Origin of the sequence: Xanthobacter luteus, from assembly GCF_040049235.1 — a bacterium.
Taxonomy (GTDB): Bacteria; Pseudomonadota; Alphaproteobacteria; order Rhizobiales; family Xanthobacteraceae; genus Xanthobacter.
Genome location: NZ_JBDZDO010000009.1, coordinates 117,497 through 143,871, shown reverse-complemented (window position 1 = coordinate 143,871; position 26,375 = coordinate 117,497). Strand labels below are relative to the sequence as shown.

Below are 26,375 nucleotides of genomic sequence, written 5' to 3'. Positions count from 1 at the left end.
GTCAGTCGAACAGGCTGGAGACCGATTCCTCGTGGGCGGTGCGGGCGATCGCCTCGCCGATCAGCGAGGCGATGGACACCACGCGGATGTTGCGCGCCACGCGCACCGCCTCGGTGGGCTGGATCGAATCGGTGATCACCAGCTCCTTGAGCTTGGACGCGGTGATGCGCGCCACCGCCCCGCCGGAGAGCACGCCGTGGGTGATGTAGGCATGCACCTCCTTGGCGCCGCGCGCCAGCAGGGCTTCGGCGGCGTTCACCAGCGTGCCGCCCGAATCGACGATGTCGTCCACCAGGATGCAGGAGCGGCCTTCCACATTGCCGATGACGTTCATCACTTCGCTCTCGCCGGGCCGCTCGCGGCGCTTGTCGACGATGGCGAGCTGGGCGTCGATGCGCTTGGCCAGCGCCCGGGCGCGCACCACGCCGCCGACGTCGGGCGAGACCACCATGAGGTTCGAGATGTCGAACCGCTCCTTGATGTCGCGCACCATCACCGGGGCCGAATAGAGATTGTCGGTGGGGATGTCGAAGAAGCCCTGGATCTGGCCGGCGTGCAGATCGAGCGTCATCACCCGGTCGGCCCCGGCATGGGTGATGAGGTTGGCCACCAGCTTGGCCGAGATCGGCGTGCGCGGGCCGGGCTTGCGGTCCTGCCGGGCGTAGCCGAAATACGGCAGCACCGCGGTGATGCGCTTCGACGACGCGCGGCGCAGCGCGTCGATGATGATCAGGAGCTCCATGAGGTGGTCGTTCGCGGGGAACGAGGTGGACTGCAGGACGAACACGTCCTGGCCGCGCACGTTCTCCTGGATCTCGACGAAGATCTCCATGTCGGCGAAACGCCGCACCACCGCCTTGGTGAGCGGGGTGGCGAGGTAGGCGGCGATGGCTTCGGCGAGCGCGCGGTTGGAATTGCCGGCGACGAGCTTCATGGGACCGTTCTCGGATGACATTTCGTGCTCCGCCCGACGCGCAGGGCCACCGTGCAGGGACGTTCAGATAGGCGGGCGGTCGGGCTTTTGTAAAGGCCGCTCCAGACTGTGGATTGGCCGGTGGACGGCGTCGCATCACCCGATCGGGCCGTGCCCTGTCGGGAAAGGCCGGCGGGCGGCGGGGTGAGCGCGCGCGATCAGCGCGCGGCGTAGCCGAGCGCGGCGCCAGGCTGGCCCGCGCCGCCGAGGCTCGCGGACCGCTCGGCGGCGACCGGCGCCGCGGCGGCGATGGCGGCGGACGCAGGGGCGGCCGAGCCGCCCAGCGCCTCGGACAGGCCCGCCATGGTGGTGTCGGCGATCTTGGCGAGGCAGGCATCGGTGCAGGCCGTCCAGGGATCGGCGCTCCGCGCGGCGGCCACCGCCTCCTCGCCGGAGATCCGCGCGATGCGTTCCCGGTCGCGGCCATAGACATCCCAGACATAGGCGACCGACGTCTTGCCGCCGTCCTGGTGCACCGAGAGATAGCCCTTGACGCGGTAGGGAGCGTCCTGCTGGCGCGACACCACCTCCACCTTGCGGGCGTCGGCGGCGCTGGAAAGCTGGCTCACGAGCTTGTCGAAGCTGGCGGGCGGCGGTCCCTCGATCCGGTCGAAGGCCAGCGCCCCGCCGCCCGAGGCGAGCCCGTCGGTCTGGCAGCCGGCGAGCAGCAGGCCCGCGCCGAGCAGGCCGGCGCCGGTGAGCACCCTCAGGGCGCGCTCAAAAAAATGAGCTCCGCTCGACCGTCCGGCCTTCATCCATCCCCTCGGAGCGCGTGATCGAAGGCTCAGGGGTAGCGGGAAACAGGACCGCGGTCCACAAGAACGGTTAAGGAACCTTTAAGATTCCGGTCCCAGGGACCGCAGGAAGCCGAGCAGGCGCATGGAGCCCTCGGGCCAGGGGCCGAAGCCGGCCTCGGCATTCACATGGCCCGCCTCGCCCGCATCCACCAGCGCCGCGCCCCAATCGAGCGCAAAGCCTTCCGCCCGCGCGAACGCGCAATAGGGATCGTTGCGGCTCGCCACCAGCAAGGACGGGAAGGGCAGGGGATCGGTGGGCACCGGGGCGAAGGCGCCGAGGGCGGGCGCCGCCAGGGCCTCAAGGTCGGGCGGCGCCACCAGGAAGGCGCCGACCACCTTGCCCTTTGGCAATGACGGCGCGGCATGCACCACCGTGGTGACGCCCAGGGAATGGGCCACCAGCAGCACCGGGCGGGTGGCGCGCGCCACCTCGGTTACGAGGCGTGCGGTCCAGGCGTCGCGGTCGGGGACTTCGATGTCCTCCTGGTCCACACGTCGCGCGGTGGAGAGCGCGCGCTCCCAGCGGCTCTGCCAGTGGTCGGGGCCGGAGCCCCGCCAGCCCGGCACCACCAGGATGTCCACGTCAGACGATTTCATGGGGTCTCGATGTCTGGGTCTCGAAGGGACGTGTTGCGGGATCGAAGGCCTCACCCGAGCGCGATGGCGGCGATCAGCCGGCCATAGTCCGGCTCCCGGCGGTGGGTGGTGCGGCGGTAGGAATAGAAGCGCTCGGCGTCGGGATAGGTGTCGAGGCCGAGGTCCTCCACATGGCCGACGCCGGCCTCCTTCAGCCGCAGCGCGATGAAGCCCGGCAGATCGAACAGCGCGTGGTGCGCCCGCTCGGCCGGCGCGAAGAAGCGGGCGAAGGCCTTGTCCGCCTCGAGGAAGCGCGCCACGAAATCCTCGCCCACCTCATAGCTCGGCTGGCGGATCAGCGGGCCGATGGCGGCGCGGATGGCGGCGCGGCGCGCGCCCTGCGCCTCCATCAAGGTGACGGTCGACGCGACGACGCCGCCGAGCGCGCCCTTCCAGCCCGCATGGGCGGCGGCGACCACGCCCGCCTCGGGGTCCGCGAACAGCACCGGCCCGCAATCGGCGATGGAGACGGCGGCGGCGATGCCGGGCGTGCGGGTCGCCACCGCGTCGGCTTTGGGCGCATCCTCGCGGCTCCAGGGTGCGGTGGCGAGCACGGCGTCGGGCGAATGCACCTGCCAGCAGGCGACGAGATGGGTCGGCGCGACGCCGAGCGCCGCCGCCATGCGGGCGCGGTTCTCGGCGACGTTGGCGGGATCGTCGTTCGAGCCCTGGCCACCGTTGAGGCTGGCATAGATGCCGGTGGAGACGCCGCCGCGCCGGGTGAAGAAGGCATGGCGGATGCCCGGCAGGTCCTTGAGCGACGGCGCCTCGATCTTCATCACACGACCTCCTCGCCGGTGTCGAACGCGACCGGCGCGCCAAGCCCCCCATGGGCGATCACCATAGCCTTGAACAGCGCGCCCATCTGCCCCTCGCCGTGTCCCGCGAGGCGCAGCGCGGCGGCGTCCACAGCCGCCTGCGCCGCCGCGTCCTTGCCGGCCTTCAGGCGCGTGGCGCGCTGCGCAAGGCCGAGGCGGGCCAGGAATTCCCCTTGGCCGATGGGTCCGAAGGCGCGCGCGCCAGAAGCGCGGGCGCGCCGCGCGAGGGCGGCGAAATCCACATGGGCGGTGAGATCGGCCTCTCCCGGATCGGCGAGCGGGTCGACCCAGCGGTGCGCGCGCACGGCCTGGAGCGTGTCGCCATAGCCGCCCGCATGGCCGTAATCCACCACCAGCGCCGCGCCGCCTTGCCCGGCGATGCGGCCCGCCAGCGCCAGAGCGGGGCCTTCCACCATGCGCTCCAGAACGGCGCCCTCGGCCGGCGGACCATACGGCGCGGGCTCGGCGCCGTGGGGCAGGGGATCGAGGCCGAAGGCGAGGGCGCCGTCTGCCTTAAGGCCGACGCGCCGCGCGCGCCAGCGCCCGTCGCGGAACACGAACTGGTCGATGGGGATGGCGTCGAAGAACTCGTTGGCGATGGCGATCATGGGGCCCGGCGGCACGTCCTCCAGGCGATCGTGCCATTGCGGCGCCGCGGCGCCGAGCGCGCGCCCCTGGGCGGCGCGCAGCGTCGGGCTCATCTCGACCAGATGCAGCCGCGCCGCCGCGCCGAACTCCGGCACCAGGCGCGCCGCGCGCAGCGCATCGGCCATGAGGGTGCCGCGCCCGGGGCCGAGCTCCACCAGGGCGAAGGGGGCGGGGGCGCCCATGGCCTGCCACTGCGCCACCGCCCACAGCCCCACCAGCTCGCCGAACATCTGGCTGATCTCGGGCGCGGTGACGAAGTCGCCTCCGGCGCCGAATGGATCGCGCGTGACGTAGTAGCCGAGCCGCGGATGGCCGAGCGCGAGCGCCATGAAGCGGCTCACCGGCATCGGCCCCTCGGCGGCGATCAGCGCCTTGATCTCGTCTTCGAGCCGTCCGCTCACGGCGCCGGGCGCCGCCTGAGCGCATAGAGGAGCAGCCCGAGCCCGGCCAGCACCACCGGCACCGAGAGCCACATGCCCATGGTGGTGCCGAAGGCGAGGTAGCCGAGCTGGGCGTCGGGCTCGCGGAAGAACTCGCCGGTGATGCGGCCGAGGCCGTAGCCGATGCCGAAGATGCCGGCGGCGACGCCGGGCCGCTTCAGCCCGCCGAGGCGCACCACCACCAGCATCACCAGGAACAGGACGAGGCCCTCCAGCGCCGCCTCGTAGAGCTGGCTCGGATGGCGCGGGATGTTGCCGCCGGTGGGGAAGATCACCGCCCACGGCAGGTCGGCCGGGCGGCCCCACAATTCACCGTTGATGAAGTTGGCGATGCGCCCGAACAGCAGGCCGAGCGGCGCCACCACGCCGGCCACGTCCAGCAGCGAGAAGATGGCGATGCCGCGGGCGCGGGCGAACAGCACCAACGCCAGGATGGTGCCCGCGAGCCCGCCATGGAACGACATGCCGCCCTTCCACACGGCGACGATGTCGTCCGGGTGGGCGGCGAAATAGGCCGGATTGTAGAACAGCACATAGCCGATCCGCCCGCCGAGAATGACGCCCAGCGTCGCCCAGAACAGCGCGTCGTCGAGGTCCTGCGGCCGCATGGGCGAAATGCCGCCCCACAGCGCCGGGCGCGCCACCAGGAAGCGCGCATAGAGCCAGCCCAGCACCAGGCCGGCAATGTAAGCGAGCGCATACCAGCGGATGGCGAGCGGGCCGATCTGGACCAGCACCGGGTCGATGGCGGGGAAGGGCAAGGCGAGGGTCGGCATCGGAACCCCGGTTCTCCTGTGGCCGCCGAAGCGCGCGCCATGTGGCAAGGCGCAGGCGCCGCCGTCAAGCCGCCAGGGCGCAGCGCCGTCCTCGCGCGGGGACGCGGCCCGCACGCTGGCGGGACGGCGCCGCGCCCTATAGATAAAGCGACGTTCGCAAGGCCCGCGCCCCGCCGCGCCGGGCGCCGGAGATTGCCATGGCTCTCAAGGTCGCGGTCCAGATGGACCACATCGCCCGCATCAACATCGCCGGCGATTCCACTTTCGCTTTGCTGCTGGAGGCGCAGCGGCGCGGCCATGCGCTGTTCCATTATACCCCCGAGCGCATGGCCATGCGCGACGGCGTGGTGTTCGCCACCGTCGAGCCGCTCACGGTGAAGGACGAGGCGGGCGCCCATTTCACGCTGGGGGAGAAGCAGCGCATCGCGCTCGCCGAGATGGACGTGGTGCTGATGCGCCAGGACCCGCCCTTCGACTTGGCCTATGTGACGGCGACCCATCTTCTGGAGCGCATCCACCCGCAGACCCTGGTGGTGAACGACCCGGCCCATGTGCGAAACGCGCCGGAGAAGATCTTCGTCACCGAGTTCCCGGACCTCATGCCGCCGACGCTGATCTCCCGCGACCTCGACGAGATCAAGGCGTTCCGGGCCGAGTTCGGCGACGTGGTGATGAAGCCGCTCTACGGCAATGGCGGCGCCGCCGTGTTCCGCCTCGCCGCGGACGACCTCAATTTCGGCTCGCTCTACGATCTGTTCGCCACCACCTTCCGCGAGCCCTGGGTGATCCAGCGCTTCCTGCCGGCGGTGAAGCACGGCGACAAGCGCATCATCCTGGTGGACGGGCAGGCGGCGGGCGCGGTGAACCGGGTGCCGAGCGAGGGCGACCTCAGGTCCAACATGGTGCGCGGCGGGGCGGCCAAGCCCACCGACCTCACGGCGCGCGAGCAGGAGATCTGCGCCCGCATCGGCCCGTCGCTGAAAAAGATGGGCCTGATCTTCGTCGGCATCGACGTGATCGACGGCAACCTCACCGAGATCAACGTCACCTCGCCCACCGGCCTGCGCGCCATCAAGCGCCTGGGCGGGCCCGATATCGCCGCCCAGATCTGGGACAGGATCGAGGAAAAGCGCGCCGCGCAGTGAATTTTGGAGTTCGAACGCATGGCCCAACCCTTCACCGCCTCCGTCCCCCACAAGCTCGGCCGCGAGGAAGCGACGCGCCGGCTCCAGAACGGGCTCAGCACCGTGCGCGACCGCTTCGGGAGCCATGTGGAGATCGTCGAGGAGCGCTGGACCGACGGCCACCTGGACTTCCGCATCGCCGTCATGGGACAGCACGCCTCGGGCACGCTGGACGTGCTCGACGAGGCGGTGAACCTGTCGGTGGAGCTGCCCTTCTTCCTCTCCCTGCTGGCCAACAAGGCCAAGGAGCTGGTGATGAAGCAGGGGCAGATCCTGCTGGAGAAGAAGTAGCGGGCCGGCGCAGCGGGGCTATCGAAACACAAACGGGCCCGCCCCGCCGCTCACACCGCCTTCAGCACGAGGGTGAGGGTGTCGAACGTGAAGGTGCCGTCCGCCTCGATCTCGAAATGCCGCCACACCTCGGCGCTGGCGCCCTCCTGGAGCGAGCGGATGGCGGCGGCGTTGACGGCGCTGGTGCCGATGCGGGTGATCCACGGCCCGTATTCGAGCCGCAGCCGCCGCGGCGTCTCCTGCGCCACCGCGAAGCCGGCCTCCTTGGCGAACGCGCGCCACTCGCGCGCCGCATAGTCGCGCACGTGGGAGGGGTCGCGCAGCATCTCGATGGTCTGCAGGAAGGTGTCGAGCAGCGCGTTCTCGGGGGCGATCACGTCCATGAACACCGCCAGGCCGCCGGGCTTCAGCATGCGCCGCGCCTCGCGCACGCCCGCCGCCGCGTCGGCCCAATGGTGCGCGCTGTAGCGCGAGACGACGATGTCGAAGCTGGCGTCGGCGAACGGCAGGCGCTCGGCGACGCCCTGCGCGGTGGCGATGTTGGCGAGGCCGCGCCGCTTCGCCTCGGCGGCCACCGCCGCCAGCATCTCCGCGGACAGGTCGCAGGCGACCACCTCGCTGACGTGCGGCGCCGCGGTGAAGCTCACATGCCCGCCGCCGCAGCCGAGATCGATCAGGCGCGCGCCGGCGCGGCCTTCCAGCAGGCGCGCGAGCGCCTCCAGGTCCTCGCCCTGGGCGTGGACCGCGCTCGTCACATAGGCGTTCGCCTGCGGGCCGAACTGGCGCGCCACCAGGTCCTGGATCGTGGCGGAAGGGCGTGACGACATGGATGGGCTCCCGGCGGGCCGGCGCGGCGGCGCGCGGCGGCGGATTTCAGCCCGCCGGCCCCGCGCGCGCAAGCCTGCGCGGCGCAGGGCTCCTCAATGAGCCCTGCGGTCGCGGTCGGGGTGGTGGAACAGCAGCATCACCACCACCGAGGACAGAGCGAGCACCGCCATGAGCAGGAAGCCGTCGGTGAACGAGCCGCGCAGATGGAGCACGAAGCCGGTCAGCGCCGGGGCGATGAAGCCCGCCAGCGCGAACGCGAAATCCATGATGCCGAGCGCCGTGGCGGCGCGCGCGGGCACGATGTCCACGTTGACGGCGTAATAGGTGGCATTGGCGCCCATGGAGGCGGCCACCGCGACCGTGATGCCGGCGATCGCCACCCACAGATTGTCGGCGAACGCCACCGGCACCACCGCCAGCGCCGCCACGAACTGGGTGCCGGCGATGAGGTAGGAGCGCGCCACGCGCAGCCGCCCGGTGGTCTTCAGGAGGTGGTCCGACCAGCGCCCCAGCGCCCATAGCGCCACCGCCGCGGCGAGCCAGGGCACCACCGTGAAGGCGCCGACCGTGGTGAGCTCGAGCTTGTAGACCAGATGCAGGTAGCTCGGCAGCCAGCTCATGAAGAAGAACAGGAAGTAGCCGAACACGAAGAACGCCCAGTAATTGGCGAGCAGCGTCCGGTTGGTGAGCAAGGCGCGCAGCATCGCGCGCTCGGGCCAGATGCGCGCCGCCGGCGGCGGCGCCGCCGCCCCGGCGCGGATCTCGGCCAGCTCGGCCGGGTTCACGTGGCGCGAGCGGGCGGGATCGTCCCGGAACAGGACATACCACAGCGGCACCCAGCCCACCGAGAGCGCGAACAGGACGCCGAAGGTCCAGCGCCAGTCCAGCAACGCCAGCAGCTGGGTGACGATCGGTCCGCCGATGGCGAGCGCCACCGGCACCGAGAGCAGCGCATAGCCGTGGGCGCTCGCCTGCTGATCGGGCGGCAGCCAGCGCGCCAGCGCGCCGGTCATGGCCGGGAAGTTCGGCCCTTCCGAGACGCCGAGCAGCGTGCGCGCGAGATAGAGCGTGAAGAAGCCCGTGGCGACGCCGGTGAGGCCGATGGACAGGCTCCACATGAGTGCCGCCACCGCGAGCACGGCGCGCGCGCCGTAGCGGTCCACGGCGAAGCCGCCGACGAGGGTGGTCACCGCATAGCCGATGCCGAAGGCGCCGAGGATGGTGCCGGCATCGAGCTTGGACAGGCCGAGCTCGGCCTCCATCGCCGGGATGGCGTAGGAGATGGCGGCGCGATCCACATAGTTCACCATCGTGATGATGAACAGGAGCAGCACCACCACGTAGCGGAACCGCGTCGCCCCCATGTCAGCCTCCCCCGGTACCGGCGCCGCACCCTAAGCGCGGTTCGCCCGCGAGGGAATGGGCAATCGATGTTCTTAATTCGTTCTTGCGCCGTTCCGCGTGCTCCGGTAGCCTTCCGCAATCATGGGCTTCAGGGGGCGCGCATGATCCAGCGCGTGGCGACGGTGGCGTTCGAGGGCGTGGAGGCGCGCCCCGTGGACGTGCAGGTGCACGTCGCCGCCGGCCTTCCCGCCTTCACCATCGTCGGCCTGCCGGACAAGGCGGTGACCGAGGCCAAGGAGCGCGTGCGCGCGGCGCTCATCGCCTCCGGCCTTGCGCTGCCGGCGCGCCGCATCACCATCAACCTCGCCCCGGCGGACCTGCCCAAGGAAGGCTCCCACTACGACCTGCCCATCGCGCTCGGGCTCATGGCCGCCATCGGCGCCATCCCGGCGGACGCGCTCGCGGGCTTCACCGTGGTGGGCGAGCTCGGCCTCGACGGCACGCTGGCGGCGGTGGCCGGCGTGCTGCCCGCCGCCATCGGCGCCAATGCGCGCGGGCACGGGCTCATCTGTCCCGCGCCCTGCGGGGCGGAGGCGGCGTGGGCGAGCCCGGACATGGACATTCTCGCGCCGGTCTCGCTCATCGCGCTCGCCAACCACTTCTCGGGCCGCCAGGTGATGTCCCGCCCGGAGCCGCGCATGGGCGAGCCCTCGGTGGCGGCGCTGGACCTCAGGGACGTGCGCGGCCAGGAGGCGGCCAAGCGGGCTTTGGAGGTGGCGGCCGCCGGCGGGCACAATCTCTTGTTTGTCGGGCCGCCGGGGGCGGGCAAGTCCATGCTCGCCCAGCGCCTGCCCTCCATCCTGCCGCCGCTCTCGCCGGCCGAGATGCTGGACGTGTCCATGATCGCCTCGGTGGCGGGCGCGCTCGAGAATGGCGCCGTGCTGGATCGGCGCCCGTTCCGCGCCCCGCACCATTCCGCCAGCATGGCCGCCATGGTGGGCGGCGGCATCAAGGCGCGGCCCGGCGAGGTCTCGCTCGCCCACAATGGCGTGCTGTTCCTCGACGAACTGCCGGAATTCACGCCCCAGGTGCTCGACAGCCTGCGCCAGCCGCTGGAGAGCGGGGAGGTGCTGATCGCCCGGGCCAACCACCGCGTCACCTATCCCGCCCGCTTCCAGCTGATCGCCGCCATGAATCCCTGCCGCTGCGGGCGCGCCGGGGAGCCGGGGTTCACCTGCAAGCGGGGGCCGCGCTGCGCCGACGAATACCAGGCGCGGCTCTCCGGGCCGTTCCTCGACCGCATCGACATCCATCTGGAGGTGCCCGCGGTCTCCGCCTCGGACCTGGTTCTGCCGGCGCCCGCCGAGGGCTCGCGCGAAGTGGCGGCGCGGGTCGCCATGGCGCGGGAGATCCAGGCCGAGCGTTATGCCGCCCTCGACCGGCCGGAGGTGCGCACCAATGCCGCCGCCTCCGGCCCGCTGCTCGACGCGGTGGCGCGGCCGGACGGCGCCGGCGCGGCGCTGCTGAAGGATGCGGCGGATGCCATGCGGCTGTCCGCCCGCGGGTATCACCGGGTGCTGAAGGTGGCGCGCACGCTGGCGGACCTCGACGGCGCGGACGCCGTGGGCCGGCGCCATCTGGCCGAGGCGCTGGCCTACCGCGCCGCCGCCGAGCGCCCGCGCGCGGCGGCCTGAGGCGGGCGGGCGTCATCGCTCACGGGCTCGACCGCCGGCTGGCGTTCGCGTCGGCCCGGCCCGCGCCCCGGGGCCCGTTCGGGGCAGCCACCAGGCATGCACCAACGGCACGCGCCAACGGCACGCACTTGTGGCACGCGCCAACACTGCGCGCTGAGGCCATTCGCTGGATCCGGGTCGCGGGGCGGGGCCCCGCCGCCCGCTTGCCCGGCGCGCCGCTTCCCTCCGGGCCGCTTTCGCGCCCGCCGCTCACCGCACGGCGTTGACGGTGAGGCCCTCGAAATAGGAGATCTGCGCGAGGTCGCCCGGCTGCACCTGCTGCAGGTCGTTCAGCACCTTGGGATCGGTGGCGGCCATGGTGCGCGCGAGGCCGTCTTGGCCCTCGAAGGTCACCGTGCCCGCGGCCCGGTCGATGGCCACGAAGATCGTCGTCATGGTCACCTTGCGCACGCCGAAGTCCTGCGGCCAGCCCGGCAGGCCGGCGTCGAGCACCTCCTCCGCCAGCACCTCGCCCGGCCGCCCCTGGCGCGCCTTGCCGAGCGCCGTCACCACGCCGGGCAGCACGCGGATGACGAGGTTCTGGCCCACGGGCATGTTCAGCACGTCCGCATAGAGCGCCGGCACCACCACCGCCCAGCGCCGCCCGTTGGGGGCCTCGAGCACCACGCGCCGGGTGGCGGGGTCGCCGGAGACGAAGGCGGCGTTGTAGGTGAGGATGTTCACCGGGCCGACGCCGGGAAGCGTCACCGCGGTCACGTTCGCGGGTGTGGGACGCGGCTGCGCCAGCGCGGGCGCGGTCACGGCGGCGAGGCCCGCGAGCAGCGCGGCGGCGCGGGCGAAGAAGATGCGGCGAGACGTCATCGTGAGGTGCCCCATGGACGGAGAGGCTGGCGCGATGCCAGCGGCCTGCCCCCGAGCCGCTAGCATCGGCGGTGCGGCGGGGCAATGCCCGCGCGCAAGTCGCGCCGCGCAGGTCGGCGCCCTGCGGCGCGATCAGGCGCGTCATCTTTCGCGAACGGGCCGTCTGTGCGGGCGCGGGGGAGGGGCGGCGCCGCAGCGGGGGCGGGCGGGGCCGGGATGGTGCCGTCGGCCGGACGCCGCACGGTCCTTGGCGGCCGCCGACGGGCGCGATTCGTGCGCCGCCATGGGTGCGGCGGCCCGCCCCGAGCGGCCTGTCAGCCGTCGCCGGGCTTTTCGGCATGACCTTGCGTCAGTCGCGGCCCTCGGCGAACCGACACAAGGCCTTGGCCCTCCTCGCGCCGCGCGCTCCCGAGGCGCGAGGGAGGGCCGCCTGGAACGGCTCGAATGGGCGAGAAAGATTGTCACACGGCCGTCCGAAAACTATGGTGTTCATCTCGATCACCCGGCGTACAACCGGCAGGGGATGGGCGCGCAGCCGTACACGCCGTCGCGTGTGGCTGCGCGTCGAGACACGGGATGCCCTTTGACACCGGGGAGGGGCGGGAGCGCAAGCTCGCGCAGTCCGCCCGCGGCGGCCCGAGGGAGGGGGTCGTTGCCATGAAACGCATCGGACAGAACGATCCGGGCTTTGACTTTCCGGCGCTGGTGGGGCGCGGGATCGACGTCGCCAAGGAGAGCTTCGCCAAGTGGCCGGGCCTGAAGCCGGCGTCCGACAAGCTCGGCGAGAAGCCGGTGCCGTTCGGTGCGCCGCTGTTCCCGCAGCCGTGGTTCGGCAAGGACTCGGCCTTTCCCTTCTTTGCCGACAAGCTCTCGGCGGACAAGACGGACCTGCCCCCCAAGCCGCTCCTGCCGGACCCGCAGAAGCTCGTCACCGACTTCCGCGCCTATTCGGGCATCCGCCACCGCGAGGCGGTGCCGCAGAAGGCGAGCGTGGTGCTCGGCCGGCTCGGCCCGCTGGAGGTGCGGCTCGCCCGCACCGCGCGCGACGTGCGCCGCGCCCAGCGCCTGCGCTACAAGGTGTTCTACGAGGAGATGGCCGCGGTGCCGGACGCCGCGACCCGGCTCGCCCGCCGCGACATGGACAGCTTCGACACCATCTGCGACCACATCCTGGTGCTCGACCACGAGGCCGGCAAGGTGGTGCTCGGGCGCCGCAAGCCCAAGGTGGTCGGCACCTACCGCCTGCTGAAGCAGGAGGTGGCGCAGCGCCACGGCGGCTTCTACACCCAGGGCGAGTTCGACGTCTCCGGCATCATCGCCGCTCATCCGGGCCTGAAGTTCCTGGAGCTCGGCCGCTCCTGCGTGCTGAAGCCCTACCGCAACAAGCGCACGGTGGAGCTGCTCTGGCACGGCGTGTGGACCTATATCCTGCGCAACAAGATCGACGTGATGTTCGGCTGCGCCAGCCTCGAGGGCACCGACCCGGATGCGCTCGCTCTGCCGCTGTCCTTCCTCCACCACAACGCCCGCGCGCCCGAGGAATGGCGCGCCCGCGCGGTGGAGCGTCGCTACACCGCCATGGACCGCCTGCCGAAGGCCGAGATCAACCCCAAGGCCGCGCTCCATGCGCTGCCGCCGCTGATCAAGGGCTATCTGCGGCTCGGCGGCTATGTGGGCGACGGCGCGGTGGTGGACCATCAGTTCGGCACCACCGACGTGCTGATCATGCTGCCGGTCTCGGCGCTGAGCCCGCGCTACGTGGAGCATTTCGGCCCCACCGCCAACCGGCACGCCATCTGAGCCTTCCGCGATAGGGCCGCGCCGTTCGCGCGCCGGACCGTCTGAGCCGGCCGGCGCTTGCGGCCGCGGCGGCTCCGGGGACGCACCGCGCCCCGACAGCGCGCCCGCGGCGCCGGCGCATGCGGGCGCGCCGGGAACCGCTTATGCTGCGGCGGCCCGGAAGCTTCGAATCATGATCGAGATATCGCCCCGCATCCGCATCCCCGAGGAGGAGATCGTGCTCGCCTTCGTGCGCGCCTCCGGGCCCGGCGGGCAGAACGTGAACAAGGTGTCGAGCGCGGTGCAGCTGCGCTTCGACGTGGCCGGCTCGCCGAGCTTGCCCGAGCCGGTGAAGCTGCGCCTCTCGGCGTTGGCCGGGCGACGCCTGACCCGCGAGGGCGTGCTGGTGATCCAGGCCCAGCGCTTCCGCACCCAGGAGCGCAACCGCGAGGACGCGATCGAACGCCTCGTGGAGCTGGTGCGCGCGGCGCTGAAGGTCGACCCGCCGCGCCGTCCCACCCGCCCGACCCTCGGCTCCAAGACCCGCCGGCTCGACGCCAAGGCGCGCCGCGGCGCGGTGAAGAGCTTGAGGCAGGACAAGCCGGGCCAGGAGTGAGGCGCGCCGCGGAGATTTCGCGCAGGGCCGCGGCGAGAGTCCGGCCGGCGATGCGCCGGCAGCAGCCATCCGCGCGCATCCGCGACTTCGAAAGCTAGCGCGCGGTCTTCAGCAGCCGCTCCGCCGCCGCGCGGGCCTCCGCCGTCACCGTGGCGCCGGCCAGCATGCGGGCGATCTCCTCGCGCCGGTCGCGCGCATCGAGCACCGCCACGGAGGTGGTCACCGGCGCTTCGGCGTCGGCAAGCGCGCCGGCGCCGCCGTCCGCAAAGCCCTTGGCGATCAGCAGATGGTGCCGCGCCCGCGCCGCCACCTGCGGCGCATGGGTGACGCACAGCACCTGCACCTTGCCGGCGAGGCGCGCGAGGCGCTGGCCGATGGCATCGGCCACGGCGCCGCCGACGCCGGTGTCGATCTCGTCGAACACCAAAGTGGGCGCCGAGCCCTTGTCCGCCAGCACCACCTTCAGCGCCAGCAGGAAGCGGGCGAGCTCGCCGCCCGAGGCCACCTTCATCAGCGGGCCGGGCCGCGTGCCCGGATTGGTGCGCACCCAGAATTCCACCTGGTCGTAGCCGTCCGGCCCGGCGGCGGCGGGATCGCTCTCCACCTTGGTGATGAAGGCGGCGCGCTCGAGCTTCAGGGGCGCGAGCTCCGCGCCGACCGCATCGTCGAGGCGCCGGGCGGCGGCATGGCGGCCCCGGGAGAGCTGGTCGGCGGCGGCGCGGTAGGCGGCCTCGGCGTCGGCGCACACTTTCTCGAGGCCGGCGAGATAGGCGACGCTCTGGTCCAGGCGCTCCAGCTGGGCGGTGAAGCGCGCCACCACCGCCGGCAGGTCGTCCACCGGGGAGGCGTATTTGCGGCCCGCCGCGCGCAAGGCGAACAGCCGCTCCTCGATGCGCTCCAGCTCCGCCGGCTCGTAAGCCGCGTCGGCGAGCGCGGCCTCCAGGTGGCCGCGCGCCAGTTCAAGGGCGTTGAGCGCCTGGTCGATGGCCTCCACCGCCGGGCGCACCACGTCCTGCGCCTCGCCGGCGCGCCGCTCCAGGCGGCGCACGGCGCCGGCGAGCGCGGGGACGGGCGAGGCGCCGCCGGAGACCGCATCGAGCGCCTCGGTGAGGTCGCCGGCGATCTTCTCGGCGCGCATCATGGCCGAGCGCCGCTCGGCGAGCTGCGTCTCCTCGCCGGGCTTGGGAGCAAGGGCGGAAAGCTCCTCCACCGCGTGGCGGATGAAGTCCGCCTCCTTCTCCGCCGCGGCGATGCGGGCGCGCTCGGCGCGGGCATTGTCCAGCGCGTCGCGCCACAGGCGCCACAGGCTGCCGAGACCCGCCGCCGCATCCGAGACGCCGGCGAACGCGTCGAGCAGGGCCCGGTGGGTGGAGGCGTCCACCATGGCGCGGTCGTCGTGCTGGCCGTGCAGCTCGATCAGGCTCGCGCCGATGAGCCGCAGGGTCTGCACGCTCACCTGCTCCTCATTGACGCTGGCGCGGGTGCGCCCGTCCGCCATCTGCACGCGGCGAATCACCAGCGGGCCTTCGTCCGGCAGATCGGCGCCGGCGAGGATGTCGTGGGCGGGATGGTCGGGGGCGAGGTCGAAGGCCAGGGTCACCTGACCCTTCTGGGCGCCATGGCGCACCAGCGCCCCGTCGCCGCGCCCGCCGAGGGCGAGGGAGACGGCATCGAGCAGGATCGACTTGCCCGCTCCCGTCTCGCCGGTGAGGACGGTAAGCCCATCCGCAAGGGAGAGATCGAGCTTCTCGATAAGGACGATGTCCCGGATCGAGAGCGAGGAGAGCATGGACCTTTAGCCGAGCCCCATCTTCTTGAATGCCTGGCTGATCCAGGACGCCTTGTTCTCCTGGGGCGTGGCACCGCCCGCGGAGACCAGTTTGTAGGCGTCCTTGTACCACGTGCTGTTGGGAAAATTATAGCCCAGAACCGCGGCCGCCGTCTGCGCCTCGCTCACCACGCCGAGGGCCATGTAGGCCTCGGTGAGGCGCATCAGCGCCTCCTCCACCTGCCGGGTGGTCTGGTATTGCGTGACCACCACCTTGAAGCGGTTGATGGCGCCCGTGTAGTTGCGCTGTTCAAGATAATAGCGGCCGATCATCATCTCCTTGCCGGCCAGCTGGTCGCGCGCCACCTCGATCTTCCGCTTGGCGGTGGCGGCGTATTCCGTGTTGGGATACTTGCGAATCACGTCCTCGAGGGCCTCGAGCGCCTGGCGGGTCTTGCGCTGATCGCGGGTGATGTCGGGAATGTTCTCGTACAGCGAGGAGGCGACGAGGTACTGGGCATAGGCCGCGTCCTGCGAGCCGGGATAGAGCGCCACGTAGCGCCGGCCGGTGGTGATGGCCTCGTCGTACTTGCCCGCCTCGAAATAGGAATAGGTGGCCATCAGGAGCGATTTGCGCGCCCACTCCGAATAGGGATGGGTGCGGTCCACGTCCTCGAATCGCGCCGCCGCCTTGTCGGGCTCCTGCTTGCGCAGCAGGGTCAGGCCCTCATTGTAGATCTTTTCCGCCGGCTCGTCGGGGATGAGCACGTCGTCCTTGTCGCTGGCGCAGGCGGACAGCAGCAGCGTGCAGGCGAGCGAGAGGGCGCACAGGGCGCCCCTGAGGCTCGCGCGCGACGTGTGAGCTTCGGTCGAAGATGCCATCACGATCCGTTTCCGTGCCGCGCCGTTGGGCTGCAGGGTTTCTATAGGAGCCTGGCGATGAAGGAAATCACGTCGCGATTCCCCCCGTCCCCAGCCCCCGCTCTCGGCTGCCGGCCCGCCCGCGCCTCGCCTTCAAGGCGGGTAGGGGATTTTTCGGCCGGTATTGTGGCGGCGGCGGCCCGGCAAAGCATTTCCCTGAAGAGGGTGTGTCGTGGGGGTCACAAGTGCCGGTGCGCGCCGCTCCGGCATGGAGCGCCGGCGGCGCCCGGCGTGCTTGGGGTGCGGTTTTCCCGGCCCAAAAAGGAAAAACCCGGCGGAGCGGTGCCGCCGGGCGAGGAGGTTGATGAAGCTGCGCGCGAGGCGCTCAGATGTCCGGAGCGAACACCGGCACCGGGGCGGAGACGCCCATCTCGACACCGACAGTGTCGCGTACCGGGCGGGCGGCCTCTTCGACCACGGCGAAGGCCGCGCGGTCGGCGAGCAGGGAGTCCACCACCGCGAAGTTCAGCTTGTGGCCGCCGCGGAACGAGCGGTAGCGGGCGAGCAGCGGCAGTCCGGCCAGCGCCAGATCGCCCACCGCGTCGAGCGCCTTGTGGCGCACGAACTCGTCGGAGAAGCGCAGGCCCTCCGGATTGATCACGCCCGCATCGTCCAGGCAGACGGTGTTTTCGAGGGCCGCGCCGCGGGCATAGCCGGCCGCGCGCAGGCGCTCCACGTCCTTCAGGAAGCCGAAGGTGCGGGCGCCGGCGAGCTCGCGACGGAACACCGAGGGGTTCATGGTGGCGGCGAAGCGCTGGCGGCCGATCGCCTCGTGGGCGAAGTCGATCTCCACCTCGAGGCGGAAGCCGGCGTCGTAAGGCACGAGCTCGCCGAAGGAGGCGCCGTTTTCCACCCGGATCGGCTTGAGGACCTTGAGATACTTGCGGCGGCCGCGCACCTCGACGACGCCGGCGTCGTCGATGGCGTCCACGAAATCGGCGGCGCTGCCGTCCCGGATCGGAACCTCGGGGCCGTCGATCTCGACCGTCGCATTGTCGACGCCGAGGCCGGCGAAGGCGGACAGGAGGTGCTCGACGGTGGAGACCAGGGCGCCCGAGCGGTCGCCGAGCACGGTGGCAAGGTCGGTGGCCTGGACGGACTTGTGGGAGACGGTGGCCTTGCGGGGGGCCTGATCGGCGAAGGTGCGGACGAAGGCGAAACCGGTATTGGCGCTCGCGGGCTTCAAAGTGACGGTCGCCTCGACGCCGGCATGCACGCCGGCCCCCTTCAAAGCGATCTCACGAGCGAGCGTGGTCTGCATGTTCCGCACCGTTCTTTCGGGAACGGGCAACCCGAAGGCTGCCCACATCCCACCCCCAAAACATCACCTTGCGTTCCCACTTTCGCCGAGGTTTTCCGAATAAATCGGAAACATGCGGAACCGGTGAATCGCCGAGGCGTTGGGTGAACCGTAGTCGGATGGGGCTGCGGCGCCAAATCACGCTTGCTTACCGCCTGTTACCACGACGGTAATTGAAATTATCATTAAATTTCAATGAATTGGGGGCCCGCGTGCGGGCAGCCCCAGGGCCTTCTGTAACCTGCCGACGGACCGTCAATTGGCCTGGCGGCGCAGGAAGGCGGGAATCTCCAGCTGCTCGTCCTCGTCCGCGTGGGGCATGGCGCGCTGGGGCACCTCGGCCGCCGGGCGGGCGGGAGGCCGCTTGGCGAACTCGGACACCGGATCGCCGGGGCGCTGGGGCAGCGTCGGACGCTCACCCATGGGACGCTCACCCATGGGGCGCTCACCCATGGGGCGCTCGCCTTGGGGGCGCTCGCCTTGGGGACGCGGGCGGCGCTCGCCGGCGCGCGGGTCCGTCGCGCGATTTTCGCCCTTGCCCTCGGCGGGCGGCGCCATCGGCGGGCGCTGCGGGCGCTGCTCCATGGCGCGGCCTTCTGGACGTCCCTCCGCAGGGCGGCCGGGGGCGCGCATGCTGGGCTGCTCGCGGCGCGGCTGCGGCTCGGCCTCCGGCTCCTCGCGGCGGCCGACATTGGCGAGCCGCTGGAGCAGGCTCATGCGCTTCTTGTCGGTCTGCATCTCGGCCACGGGTGCCTCGCCGCGCTGGGCGCGGATCTGGTTCTGCGCCGGCAGCGGCAGCTCCTCCAGCCGCGGCATGCGCGGCGGGCGCGGGCGCTGGCCCTGCGGCGGGATATAGGGGGCGAAGTCGTCCTCCATGGGCGCCGGCGCCGCCGGGGCGGCCTCGGGCTCGACGAAGAAGGAGGGCTTGGGCGCCGCTTGGCGGATCGTCACGTCGTCGATCGCCACGGCACCGCGCTCCTGGCGCGGCGGCTCGGGCGCGAAGGCGTCGTCATGACCGACCAGCCCGGCGGTCTCCGCCTCGAGGCCGATCAGGTCCTCCGCGGAAATGGCCGCCACCGCATGGCGAATCTGCGCCTCGCGGGTCGCCTCCACGGCGGCGCGTCCGGCGTTCGACATCTTGCGGCCCTGCATGCCCTGCAGCTCGGGGAAGCGGTCCGCCGGGATCACCTGCTCGGGGATCACCGCCGGGTCGATGCCGGTGGCCACCACCGAGACGCGGATGATGCCTTCCAGATTCTCGTCGAAAGTGGCGCCGAGGATGATGTTGGCGTCCGGGTCCACCTCCTCGCGGATGCGGGTCGCCGCCTCGTCCACCTCGAACAGGGTGAGGTCCTTGCCGCCGGTGATGGAGATCAGCAGGCCGCCGGCGCCGCGCATGGAGGTCTCGTCCAAGAGCGGGTTGGCGATGGCGGCTTCCGCCGCCTGCAGGGCGCGCTTGTCGCCCGAGGCTTCGCCGGTGCCCATCATCGCCTTGCCCATGTCGCGCATCACGGCGCGCACGTCGGCGAAGTCGAGGTTGATGAGGCCTTCCTTCACCATCAGATCGGTGATGCAGGCGACGCCGGAATAGAGCACCTGGTCCGCCATCGCGAAGGCGTCGGCGAAGGTGGTCTTCTCGTTGGCGACCCGGAACAGGTTCTGGTTCGGGATGACGATGAGCGTGTCGACGCTCTTCTGCAGTTCGTTGATGCCGTGCTCGGCCACCCGCATGCGGCGGGCGCCTTCGAAGTGGAACGGCTTGGTCACCACGCCGACGCACAGGATGCCGAGCTCGCGCGCCGCGCGGGCCACCACCGGGGCGGCCCCGGTGCCGGTGCCGCCGCCCATGCCGGCGGTGATGAACACCATGTGGGAGCCGGAGAGGTGGTCGCGGATCTCGTCCAGCACCTCCTCGGCGGCGGCGCGGCCGACTTCCGGCTGGGAGCCGGCGCCGAGGCCCTCGGTCACCGCCACGCCCATCTGCACCACGCGCTGCGCCTTGGTCAGCGCCAGCGCCTGGGCGTCGGTGTTGGCCACCACGAACTCGACCCCGTTGAGGCCGGCCTCGATCATGTTGTTGACGGCGTTGCCGCCGGCACCGCCGACACCGAACACCGTGATCCGCGGACGAAGCTCACGAATGTCGGGCATCTGAAGATTGATCGTCATGCTGTTGCTCCGTCGAACCCGACCCTACGCGGCTCACGCTACGAATCGTGACTGGGTAAATTTCTACGCCAATGTTGGTTAACCATGTCTAAAAGCTGTCCTTCAGCCAGCGCCCCACGCGGCCGAAATAGCCCGCCGTCTCGCCCCCGGCGGCCTGCCGGCGGCGCGGCTCGAAATGCTCGAGGCCGGCCACCTGCGGATAGACGAGCAGCCCCGCCGTGACCGCGAAGGCGGCGCCGCGCGCGGCCTCCGGCAGGCGCGAGACGCCGAGCGGGCGGCCGATCCGCACCTGCGGCCCGACCACCCGGGCGACGAGGTCCGGCAGCCCCTGGAGCTGCGCCGCCCCGCCCGTGAGGACGATGCGCCGGCCGGCGTCGGAGGCGTGGCCGGTGGCCTTCAGCCGGTCGCGAATCAGCTCGACGATCTCCTCGGCGCGCGGGCGCACGATGGTGACGAGGCGCGACTTCGGCACCATGTGCGGCTGGTCGCGCGGCTCGCCCGAGAGCGGCGGCACGGTGAGCATGTCGTGGTCGTCGGAAGACACCGCCACCACTGCGCCGTGCAGCGCCTTCATGCGCTCGGCGTCGGCAAGGCGGGCGGGAAGTCCGCGGGCGACGTCGTTGGTGATGTGCTGGCCGCCGATGGCGATGCCGTCCACATGGATGCAGTGGCCGCCCTGGACGATCGCGAACGTGGTGGTGCCGGCGCCCATGTCGATCAGGGTGACGCCGAGCTCCATCTCGTCGTCGGTGAGCGAGGACAGCGCCGCCGCATAGGGGGCCGCGACCATGGCCTCGATGGAGAGGTGGCAGCGCTCGATGCACAGAACGAGGTTCTTCAGCGCCGTCAGATCGGCGGTGATGACGTGCATGTCGACGCCGAGCTCGCGCCCGAGCATGCCGCACGGCTCGCCGATGCCGCGCCGCCCGTCGAGCGAATAGCCGACGGGGAGCGCGTGCATCACCGCCCGGCCGTCGCCCACCCCGTAGGTGGAGGCGGCCTCCAGCACGCGGCGGATGTCGAATTCCTCCACCGCGGGCGCGGCGACGCGCACCGCCGCCTCGTAATGCTGGGAGGCGAGGCGGCCGCCGGAGACGCCCACCACGACGGAGGCGATCTGCACGCCGGCGGCGCGCTCGGCCATGTCCACCGCCTGACGGATGGCGAGCTCGGCCTTGGCCATGTCCACCACCGCGCCGCCCTTGATGCCGTGGGCGCGGGTGTGGCCGATGCCGAGCACGTCCACCGCATGGGTGCGGCGGGTGAGCACGTCGGAGGCGCCGCGCGGCTTCAGCCGGGCGATGGCGCACACCACCTTGCCGGTGCCGATATCGAGCACGCCGACGATGCCGCTCTTGCGCGGCGGCAGCGGCCGCATCTTCGGGGCGAAGCCCTGGGCGAGCCTGTGCCTGCTCATGTGGCGCCTCCCTTCCTCGCCTTCGCCTTGGCCTTGATCGCCTGCGCGCGCGCGTCCGCCGCCGCGTCGGACAGGCGCACCGCGACGCGGTCGGGAAGGCGCAGGTCGATGATGGTGATGTCGCGGGAGAGCAGCTTCTTCTCCCGGTCAAGATCGGCGAGCTGGGCGAGGGCGGCCTCGAGCCCGTCCTCGGGCAGGCGCACGTCGATGCCGTTGCGCATCTTCAGCGTCCAGCGCCGTTCGGCGACCAGGATCGCGGCGCGCACCTGGTCGGCGATCACCGGCATGCGGGCCAGAGCGTCGACGATCTCGCCCACCTGCTTGTCGGCGCCCTCGCCGACGACGATCGGCAGGTTGATGTAGCGCGGATCGTCCGAATAAGGAGCGATGATCCGGCCGTCGCGGCCGATCACGTTGAGCTCGCGGTTGATCTGCCAGAGCGCGAACGGCACCCGCTCGGTGATCGCGATGTCGATGCGGTCAGGATAGAACTTGCGCACGCTCGCCGACTGGATCCAGGGCATCGCCTCGAGCCGCACGCGGGTCTCGTCCGCATGGACGAACAGGATCGAGGTCGAGGGCTTGATGCCGGCGGCCTCCAGGATCGCCGCCGGGGTGACGTGGTTCTGCCCCGACAGGTTCACCTGCACCACCTTGAAACCGGCGATGTTGGCGGCGGCGTCGGCGATGTCGAGGCCGATCGCCTTGGCCTCCTCCCCATGGCCGCCGATGACGGTGCCGTAGAGCGCGAAGCCGCCGATCACCGCCACCGTCAAAAGGCTCGCCCCGCGCCGGCCGAGGCTCGATGCGGCGAGGCGCACCGAGAGCCGGCGCAGCAGGAGCTGGAGGCGGCTTGCGGGCCGGGGCTCGGGCGGCAGGCGCTTGTGCCGGTCCGGCGGCACGCTCGCCGGACGCGGCGCCGCGGGCCTGTTCGGCTTCAGCGTTGGAGCGACGCGTCCTCGACCATCCATTTCACAAGCTCACCGAACGAGATGCCCGCATGGGCAGCCATTTCGGGCACGAGCGAGGTCTCGGTCATTCCGGGCTGGGTGTTGACCTCCAGGCAGACGATGCCGGAGGCATCCCCCGAGCGGTCGTCATAGCGGAAGTCGGATCGCGACACCCCCCGGCAGCCGAGAGCTCGGTGCGCCGTCACGCTCAACATCCGCACGTGCTGGTAAACTTCAGGTAAAATCCGGGCCGGAAGGATGTGGCGCGAGCCGCCGGGCGCGTACTTGCTTTCGTAATCGTAAAACTTCTGCGTCGCCTCGATCTCGATCACGCCGAGGGCCGCCTCGCCCATCACCGCGCAGGTGAGCTCGAGCCCGGGCACGAATCGCTCCGCCAGCAGCAATTCGCCGAACGACCAGTCGGGGCGGGTGAGCTCCTGGGGCGGGTGGGCCTGATCCTCGCGCACGATGAACACGCCGACGCTCGATCCCTCGCAGATCGGCTTGAGCACGTATGGCGGCTCCATCACATGGCCGGCCGCCGCCTGGGCGCGCGAGACCGTGCGCCCCGCCGCCACCGGCACGCCGGCGGCCGCCAGGGTGATTCGCGCCTGCGCCTTGTCCATGGCGAGGGCGGAGGCGAGCACGCCGGAATGGGAATAGGGGATGCGCAGGATCTCCAGGATGCCCTGGATGGTGCCGTCCTCGCCGGGGCGCCCGTGCAGCACGTTGAGCGCCGCGTCGGGCTCGAGCCGCGCCAGCACCTCGGCGACGTCGCGGCCGACGTCGACCCGGGTGACGCGGTAGCCCTCGGCTTCGAGCGCCGCGGCGCAGGCGGCGCCGGACCTCAGGGACACCTCGCGCTCGGCGGACCAGCCACCCATCAGCACCGCCACGTGTTTCGCCATCTCGTCTGGTCCCTCATGCGCCGCGCGGACGCGCCGAGGCGCGCCGCAGCCGTCCGGCGGCACGCATTGCACCGCCGAACCCTCTCCAAATCCATAATGGGCGCCGCGCCCGGATGCCACCGCCCGCGCGCACCAGGCGCCTGCCATGGGTCCCGGCCGACGGCAGCGCCCGCGGAAGGAGAGCTTGGACCCAGCGCAAGAATGCGCCGAAGGCGGCTCCATTCCCATAGGCCGCTGCGGATATGGCCGCTGCGCGGAACCTTGCGCTGGACCCCGGATCGGCGCTCCGGCTTCGCTGTCGCTTGTCCGGGAACGGCTCCGGCTTCGCCCGCGCGCCGCCTATCCGTCCTTCGGCACGCCGACGCGCTTGATCTCCCAGTCGAGCGTCACGCCGCTGGTCTCGCGCACCCGGCGGCGCACCTCTTCGCCGAGGCCCTCGATCTCGGCCGCGGTGGCGCCGCCGAGATTGATCAGGAAGTTGGCGTGCAGCTCCGACACCTGGGCGTTGCCCATGACGAGCCCGCGGCAGCCGGCGGCGTCCACCAGCTTCCAGGCGCTGGTGCCCGGCGGGTTCTTGAAGGTGGAGCCGCCGGTGCGGCTCTTGATGGGCTGGGTGGCTTCGCGGCTCTCGGTGATCTTCGCCATCTCGGCGGCGATCACCTCCATGTCGCCGGGCCGGCCCTCGAACACAGCGCGGGTGAAGATCAGGTCGTCCGGCACCGCGCTGTGGCGGTAGGAATAGCCCATGTCGGCGTTGGAGAGCTTCACCTTCTCGCCTGCGCGGGTGACCGCCTCGACCGCCACCACCACGTCCTTGGTCTCGCCGCCATAGGCGCCGCCGTTCATGCGCAGCGCGCCGCCGATGCAGCCGGGGATGCCGCGCAGGAAGGAGAAGCCGGCGATGCCGGCGTCGCCGGCCGCGCGCGCCACCTTCACGTCCGGCACCGCGGCGCCGGCGGTGATGCGCATGCCCTCCACCTCGACCTCGGAAAAGCCGCGCCCGAGCCGGATCACCACCCCCGGCACGCCGCCGTCCCGGACGATGAGGTTGGAGCCGAGGCCGATCACGGTCACCGGCACCGCGGCCGGCAGCCGGGCGAGGAAATAAGCGAGGTCGTCCGCATCGGCCGGCAGGAACAGCGCCTCGGCCGGGCCGCCCACCCGGAACCAGGTGAGGTCGGCCAGCGATACCCCGGCCTGGAGCGTGCCGCGCAGCGCCGGCATGGCCGCCTTCAGCGCCTCCGCAAGAATGGCGCCGCCCGGCGCGGTCGCCGCCTGTCCCTCAGCCACCATGAACGTCCCATCGTGCGGGCCGGCGTCTCCCGCCGCGCGAGGCGGCCCGGCCGGCGGCCTGCCTCTCCCACATGCCGGCGGGAAGGGCAAGCGCGGCGCCTTGTCCCCCGGACCAGCGACGGCGCAGCCGGAGCGCAGATCCGGGGCCCAGCGCAGGGCTCCTGCGCAGCAGGCAAATGCCCAAGGCTCCGCCCGCGGCGGAAAAGAGCCGCCTTTGGCATCCCCTTGCGGGGGGGCCCGGCTCTCCTTCCGCGCGCGCTCCCGTCGGCCGGGGCGCGAGGTCGCGCCCAGCCCAGCCATCGCCGCCGCGAACCTCGCCGGGCCATGTGAAAACCCGCCGGCGCAGGACCGTGTTAATCTTGCCGCGACACCACGGCCTTGACCCGGAGGGCGCCATGACCGACCTGAGCGAAGACAGCGTCCCGGAGGGGGTGCCGCAGGACACCAAGCTGACCCGCACCAAGCTGCGCTGGGCCAAGGAGGGCAAGTTCCTCACCGGCCGGGTTACGCGGCCCGAGAGCGAGCGCCTGCCCCCCGGCCAGCATCTGGTGAAGGACTGGCCGGTGCTCGACCTCGGCATCCAGCCCATGATCACCCCCACGCGCTTCCGGCTCGACGTGTCGGGCGCGGTGGAGAACCCGGTGTCGCTCGACTGGGACGCCTTCCTGGCGCTGCCGCAGACGAGTTTCGTCAACGACATCCACTGCGTCACCACCTGGTCGCGCTACGACAATGCCTGGCAGGGAGTCTCCACCCACGACCTCATGGACCTCGTCATGCCCGCGCCCCATGCGGCAGCGGTGATGCTGCATTCGTTCGACGGCTATTCCACCAATCTGCTGCTGGAGGATTTCGCCTCGCCCGACGCCTTCCTGGCCCATTCCTGGCAGGGCGCGCCGCTCACCCGCGAGCATGGCGGGCCCATGCGGCTGGTGGTTCCGCACCTGTATTTCTGGAAGAGCGCCAAGTGGCTGAAGTCGATCGACTTCATCGCCGCCGACAAGGCCGGCTTCTGGGAGGAGCGCGGCTACCACATGCGCGGCGATCCCTGGGCCGAGCAGCGCTACTCCGACGACTGAGCGGCCCGCACCGGCGCGCCCGCCGCGGCGGCCGCCAGCAGCGCGCGCACATTGGCGTCGAGCACGCGGGCGCGCACCGCCGGGTCCACGATCCACCGGTCGAGCCAGCCGCGTGCTTCGGCATAGCTCGCGATCTCGGGATGCTGGGTGAAGGGCCAGTCGCTGCCCCACACCACCCGTCCCGGCGCGCGGGCGAGGAACAGGGCGGCCAGCGCCACAGGGTCCGCCGGGAAGCGGTAGGGCGCCGAGAGCTTCACGAACACCCGCTCGTCGGCAAGCGCGCCGAGCACCGCGTCGAGGTCGCCGCCGCCCGGCGCGGCCGCGCCGGGGCGGCCGAAATGGTCGATCAGCACGACGACGCCCGCCGCCCGCGCCGGGGGCAAGAGCTGCGCCCATTGCCCGCCCTCGGCATGGATCTCCAGATAGAGGCCGGCGCGCCGCAGCCGCGCGAGCAAGCCGGCATAAAGCGGCGCCGCAAGGTCCGGCGTCGATGCGCCGATGAGGTTGAGCCGCACCCCCACCGCCCCCTGCGCGGCCAAGGCGCCGAGCGCCGCCGCCTCGCTTCCGGGATCCACCACCACCACCGCCCTCAGGCGCGCCGGCGCCTGCGCCACGGCGTTGAGCAGGAAACCATTGTCGGTGCCGAGGAAGCTCGGCTGCACCAGGATCGCCCCGGCGAGGGCGTGCGCGTCGAGATGGCCGAGATAGTCGGCGAGCGGGGCGTCCGCCGCCGGGGCGTAGCGCGCCCCCGTCACGGCGCCGAGCCGGGCCGCGAACACGTGCGCATGGGTGTCCACGGCGCCGCCCGCGAACGCCGGGAGCCGCGCCGCCGATCCGCTGTCCTGAACGCCCATCGCACCCTCTGAGGAGATATTTGACCAAATT

24 protein-coding genes are annotated in these 26,375 nt (G+C 71.7%); 6 read left to right on the top strand and 18 right to left on the bottom strand.

The window, feature by feature from the left end; all coding sequences use genetic code 11:
- Position 1: 1 nt before the first annotated feature.
- The 6 genes from ABLE88_RS22775 to lgt all read right to left on the bottom strand — a co-directional run bounded on the left by ABLE88_RS22775 (position 2) and on the right by lgt (position 5,088).
- Positions 2 to 955, bottom strand: coding sequence for a ribose-phosphate pyrophosphokinase (locus ABLE88_RS22775; protein ID WP_348834138.1), 954 nt, complete (start codon positions 953 to 955; stop codon positions 2 to 4).
- 176 nt (positions 956 to 1,131) lie between these two features.
- Entirely contained in the window at positions 1,132 to 1,728 is a 597-nt protein-coding gene (locus ABLE88_RS22770) for a hypothetical protein (protein ID WP_348834137.1), read from the bottom strand.
- An 81-nt stretch (positions 1,729 to 1,809) separates the two neighbouring features.
- Entirely contained in the window at positions 1,810 to 2,367 is a 558-nt protein-coding gene (locus tag ABLE88_RS22765; RefSeq protein WP_348834136.1) for an RBBP9/YdeN family alpha/beta hydrolase, read from the bottom strand.
- Positions 2,368 to 2,417: 50 nt separating this feature from the next.
- Positions 2,418 to 3,185, bottom strand: coding sequence for a peptidoglycan editing factor PgeF (gene pgeF / locus ABLE88_RS22760; RefSeq protein ID WP_348834135.1), 768 nt, complete (start codon positions 3,183 to 3,185; stop codon positions 2,418 to 2,420).
- Positions 3,185 to 4,273: a class I SAM-dependent methyltransferase gene (locus ABLE88_RS22755; RefSeq protein WP_348834133.1), complete on the bottom strand. Its 1,089-nt coding sequence runs from the start codon at positions 4,271 to 4,273 to the stop codon at positions 3,185 to 3,187. Before ABLE88_RS22755 ends, pgeF begins: the two co-directional genes overlap by 1 nt.
- A complete protein-coding gene (gene lgt, locus ABLE88_RS22750; protein ID WP_348834131.1) occupies positions 4,270 to 5,088 on the bottom strand; it encodes a prolipoprotein diacylglyceryl transferase in 819 nt (272 codons plus the stop codon). Before lgt ends, ABLE88_RS22755 begins: the two co-directional genes overlap by 4 nt.
- Before the next feature lie 197 nt (positions 5,089 to 5,285).
- Between lgt and gshB the strand changes: the two genes are divergently transcribed.
- Positions 5,286 to 6,233, top strand: coding sequence for a glutathione synthase (gene gshB, locus ABLE88_RS22745; protein ID WP_348834130.1), 948 nt, complete (start codon positions 5,286 to 5,288; stop codon positions 6,231 to 6,233).
- Positions 6,234 to 6,251: 18 nt separating this feature from the next.
- Positions 6,252 to 6,563 carry a polyhydroxyalkanoic acid system family protein gene (locus tag ABLE88_RS22740; RefSeq protein ID WP_348834128.1) on the top strand — a complete coding sequence of 104 codons (312 nt, stop codon included), beginning with the start codon at positions 6,252 to 6,254 and terminating at the stop codon, positions 6,561 to 6,563.
- Positions 6,564 to 6,613: 50 nt separating this feature from the next.
- On the opposite strand, the gene ABLE88_RS22735 is transcribed toward ABLE88_RS22740, so the two are convergent.
- Together ABLE88_RS22735 and ABLE88_RS22730 are read right to left on the bottom strand one after the other, a co-directional pair.
- Positions 6,614 to 7,390, bottom strand: a complete 777-nt coding sequence (locus tag ABLE88_RS22735; RefSeq protein WP_348834126.1) for a class I SAM-dependent methyltransferase — start codon at positions 7,388 to 7,390, stop codon at positions 6,614 to 6,616.
- Between the two features lie 93 nt (positions 7,391 to 7,483).
- Positions 7,484 to 8,755: an MFS transporter gene (locus tag ABLE88_RS22730; protein WP_348834125.1), complete on the bottom strand. Its 1,272-nt coding sequence runs from the start codon at positions 8,753 to 8,755 to the stop codon at positions 7,484 to 7,486.
- A gap of 141 nt (positions 8,756 to 8,896) precedes the next feature.
- On the opposite strand from ABLE88_RS22730, the gene ABLE88_RS22725 reads away from it, so the two are divergent.
- Positions 8,897 to 10,429, top strand: a complete 1,533-nt coding sequence (locus tag ABLE88_RS22725; RefSeq protein WP_348834124.1) for a YifB family Mg chelatase-like AAA ATPase — start codon at positions 8,897 to 8,899, stop codon at positions 10,427 to 10,429.
- A 249-nt stretch (positions 10,430 to 10,678) separates the two neighbouring features.
- Here ABLE88_RS22725 and ABLE88_RS22720 read toward each other — a convergent pair whose 3' ends face one another.
- A complete protein-coding gene (locus ABLE88_RS22720) occupies positions 10,679 to 11,290 on the bottom strand; it encodes a hypothetical protein (RefSeq protein ID WP_348834123.1) in 612 nt (203 codons plus the stop codon).
- Positions 11,291 to 11,947: 657 nt separating this feature from the next.
- Between ABLE88_RS22720 and olsB the strand changes: the two genes are divergently transcribed.
- Positions 11,948 to 13,090: a l-ornithine N(alpha)-acyltransferase gene (olsB, locus tag ABLE88_RS22715; RefSeq protein WP_348834122.1), complete on the top strand. Its 1,143-nt coding sequence runs from the start codon at positions 11,948 to 11,950 to the stop codon at positions 13,088 to 13,090.
- A gap of 172 nt (positions 13,091 to 13,262) precedes the next feature.
- A complete protein-coding gene (gene arfB / locus ABLE88_RS22710; RefSeq protein WP_348834121.1) occupies positions 13,263 to 13,685 on the top strand; it encodes an alternative ribosome rescue aminoacyl-tRNA hydrolase ArfB in 423 nt (140 codons plus the stop codon).
- A 94-nt stretch (positions 13,686 to 13,779) separates the two neighbouring features.
- On the opposite strand, the gene recN is transcribed toward arfB, so the two are convergent.
- The 8 genes from recN to murB all read right to left on the bottom strand — a co-directional run bounded on the left by recN (position 13,780) and on the right by murB (position 24,411).
- The gene (gene recN, locus ABLE88_RS22705) at positions 13,780 to 15,474 is read right to left on the bottom strand and encodes a DNA repair protein RecN (RefSeq protein ID WP_348834120.1); all 1,695 of its coding nucleotides are present in this window, start codon (positions 15,472 to 15,474) and stop codon (positions 13,780 to 13,782) included.
- A 6-nt stretch (positions 15,475 to 15,480) separates the two neighbouring features.
- The gene (locus ABLE88_RS22700; RefSeq protein ID WP_348834119.1) at positions 15,481 to 16,335 is read right to left on the bottom strand and encodes an outer membrane protein assembly factor BamD; all 855 of its coding nucleotides are present in this window, start codon (positions 16,333 to 16,335) and stop codon (positions 15,481 to 15,483) included.
- A gap of 364 nt (positions 16,336 to 16,699) precedes the next feature.
- A complete protein-coding gene (gene lpxC, locus ABLE88_RS22695) occupies positions 16,700 to 17,635 on the bottom strand; it encodes a UDP-3-O-acyl-N-acetylglucosamine deacetylase (RefSeq protein ID WP_348834118.1) in 936 nt (311 codons plus the stop codon).
- A 294-nt stretch (positions 17,636 to 17,929) separates the two neighbouring features.
- The gene (ftsZ, locus tag ABLE88_RS22690; protein WP_348834117.1) at positions 17,930 to 19,843 is read right to left on the bottom strand and encodes a cell division protein FtsZ; all 1,914 of its coding nucleotides are present in this window, start codon (positions 19,841 to 19,843) and stop codon (positions 17,930 to 17,932) included.
- An 88-nt stretch (positions 19,844 to 19,931) separates the two neighbouring features.
- Positions 19,932 to 21,260 (bottom strand): cell division protein FtsA, encoded by a 1,329-nt coding sequence (ftsA, locus tag ABLE88_RS22685; protein WP_348834115.1) that lies wholly within the window; start codon positions 21,258 to 21,260, stop codon positions 19,932 to 19,934.
- Entirely contained in the window at positions 21,257 to 22,231 is a 975-nt protein-coding gene (locus ABLE88_RS22680) for a cell division protein FtsQ/DivIB (RefSeq protein ID WP_348834113.1), read from the bottom strand. Before ABLE88_RS22680 ends, ftsA begins: the two co-directional genes overlap by 4 nt.
- A complete protein-coding gene (locus ABLE88_RS22675) occupies positions 22,198 to 23,118 on the bottom strand; it encodes a D-alanine--D-alanine ligase (RefSeq protein WP_348834112.1) in 921 nt (306 codons plus the stop codon). Before ABLE88_RS22675 ends, ABLE88_RS22680 begins: the two co-directional genes overlap by 34 nt.
- A gap of 339 nt (positions 23,119 to 23,457) precedes the next feature.
- The gene (gene murB, locus ABLE88_RS22670; protein WP_348834110.1) at positions 23,458 to 24,411 is read right to left on the bottom strand and encodes a UDP-N-acetylmuramate dehydrogenase; all 954 of its coding nucleotides are present in this window, start codon (positions 24,409 to 24,411) and stop codon (positions 23,458 to 23,460) included.
- A 395-nt stretch (positions 24,412 to 24,806) separates the two neighbouring features.
- On the opposite strand from murB, the gene ABLE88_RS22665 reads away from it, so the two are divergent.
- Entirely contained in the window at positions 24,807 to 25,490 is a 684-nt protein-coding gene (locus tag ABLE88_RS22665) for a sulfite oxidase-like oxidoreductase (protein ID WP_348834109.1), read from the top strand.
- Here the strand turns inward: ABLE88_RS22665 and ABLE88_RS22660 are convergent.
- On the bottom strand, positions 25,475 to 26,344 hold the full coding sequence (locus tag ABLE88_RS22660; RefSeq protein ID WP_348834107.1) for an amidohydrolase family protein: 870 nt from the start codon (positions 26,342 to 26,344) through the stop codon (positions 25,475 to 25,477). The two genes, ABLE88_RS22665 and ABLE88_RS22660, sit on opposite strands and share 16 nt — an antisense overlap.
- Between the last annotated feature and the right edge of the window lie 31 nt (positions 26,345 to 26,375).

Bases quoted from the DNA above. Each gene is read 5' to 3' on its own strand.
- ABLE88_RS22720 (WP_348834123.1), bottom strand. From the start codon at position 11,290: ATGACGTCTCGCCGCATCTTCTTCGCCCGCGCCGCCGCGCTGCTCGCG.
- ABLE88_RS22680 (WP_348834113.1), bottom strand. From the start codon at position 22,231: ATGGATGGTCGAGGACGCGTCGCTCCAACGCTGAAGCCGAACAGGCCC.
- olsB (WP_348834122.1), top strand. From the start codon at position 11,948: ATGAAACGCATCGGACAGAACGATCCGGGCTTTGACTTTCCGGCGCTG.
- ftsA (WP_348834115.1), bottom strand. From the start codon at position 21,260: ATGAGCAGGCACAGGCTCGCCCAGGGCTTCGCCCCGAAGATGCGGCCG.
- ABLE88_RS22765 (WP_348834136.1), bottom strand. From the start codon at position 2,367: ATGAAATCGTCTGACGTGGACATCCTGGTGGTGCCGGGCTGGCGGGGC.
- ABLE88_RS22735 (WP_348834126.1), bottom strand. From the start codon at position 7,390: ATGTCGTCACGCCCTTCCGCCACGATCCAGGACCTGGTGGCGCGCCAG.
- lpxC (WP_348834118.1), bottom strand. From the start codon at position 17,635: ATGCAGACCACGCTCGCTCGTGAGATCGCTTTGAAGGGGGCCGGCGTG.
- ABLE88_RS22740 (WP_348834128.1), top strand. From the start codon at position 6,252: ATGGCCCAACCCTTCACCGCCTCCGTCCCCCACAAGCTCGGCCGCGAG.
- ABLE88_RS22665 (WP_348834109.1), top strand. From the start codon at position 24,807: ATGACCGACCTGAGCGAAGACAGCGTCCCGGAGGGGGTGCCGCAGGAC.
- lgt (WP_348834131.1), bottom strand. From the start codon at position 5,088: ATGCCGACCCTCGCCTTGCCCTTCCCCGCCATCGACCCGGTGCTGGTC.
- gshB (WP_348834130.1), top strand. From the start codon at position 5,286: ATGGCTCTCAAGGTCGCGGTCCAGATGGACCACATCGCCCGCATCAAC.
- ABLE88_RS22775 (WP_348834138.1), bottom strand. From the start codon at position 955: ATGTCATCCGAGAACGGTCCCATGAAGCTCGTCGCCGGCAATTCCAAC.
- ABLE88_RS22700 (WP_348834119.1), bottom strand. From the start codon at position 16,335: ATGGCATCTTCGACCGAAGCTCACACGTCGCGCGCGAGCCTCAGGGGC.
- ABLE88_RS22660 (WP_348834107.1), bottom strand. From the start codon at position 26,344: ATGGGCGTTCAGGACAGCGGATCGGCGGCGCGGCTCCCGGCGTTCGCG.
- ABLE88_RS22770 (WP_348834137.1), bottom strand. From the start codon at position 1,728: ATGAAGGCCGGACGGTCGAGCGGAGCTCATTTTTTTGAGCGCGCCCTG.
- arfB (WP_348834121.1), top strand. From the start codon at position 13,263: ATGATCGAGATATCGCCCCGCATCCGCATCCCCGAGGAGGAGATCGTG.
- murB (WP_348834110.1), bottom strand. From the start codon at position 24,411: ATGGTGGCTGAGGGACAGGCGGCGACCGCGCCGGGCGGCGCCATTCTT.
- ABLE88_RS22730 (WP_348834125.1), bottom strand. From the start codon at position 8,755: ATGGGGGCGACGCGGTTCCGCTACGTGGTGGTGCTGCTCCTGTTCATC.
- ABLE88_RS22725 (WP_348834124.1), top strand. From the start codon at position 8,897: ATGATCCAGCGCGTGGCGACGGTGGCGTTCGAGGGCGTGGAGGCGCGC.
- pgeF (WP_348834135.1), bottom strand. From the start codon at position 3,185: ATGAAGATCGAGGCGCCGTCGCTCAAGGACCTGCCGGGCATCCGCCAT.
- ftsZ (WP_348834117.1), bottom strand. From the start codon at position 19,843: ATGACGATCAATCTTCAGATGCCCGACATTCGTGAGCTTCGTCCGCGG.
- recN (WP_348834120.1), bottom strand. From the start codon at position 15,474: ATGCTCTCCTCGCTCTCGATCCGGGACATCGTCCTTATCGAGAAGCTC.
- ABLE88_RS22675 (WP_348834112.1), bottom strand. From the start codon at position 23,118: ATGGCGAAACACGTGGCGGTGCTGATGGGTGGCTGGTCCGCCGAGCGC.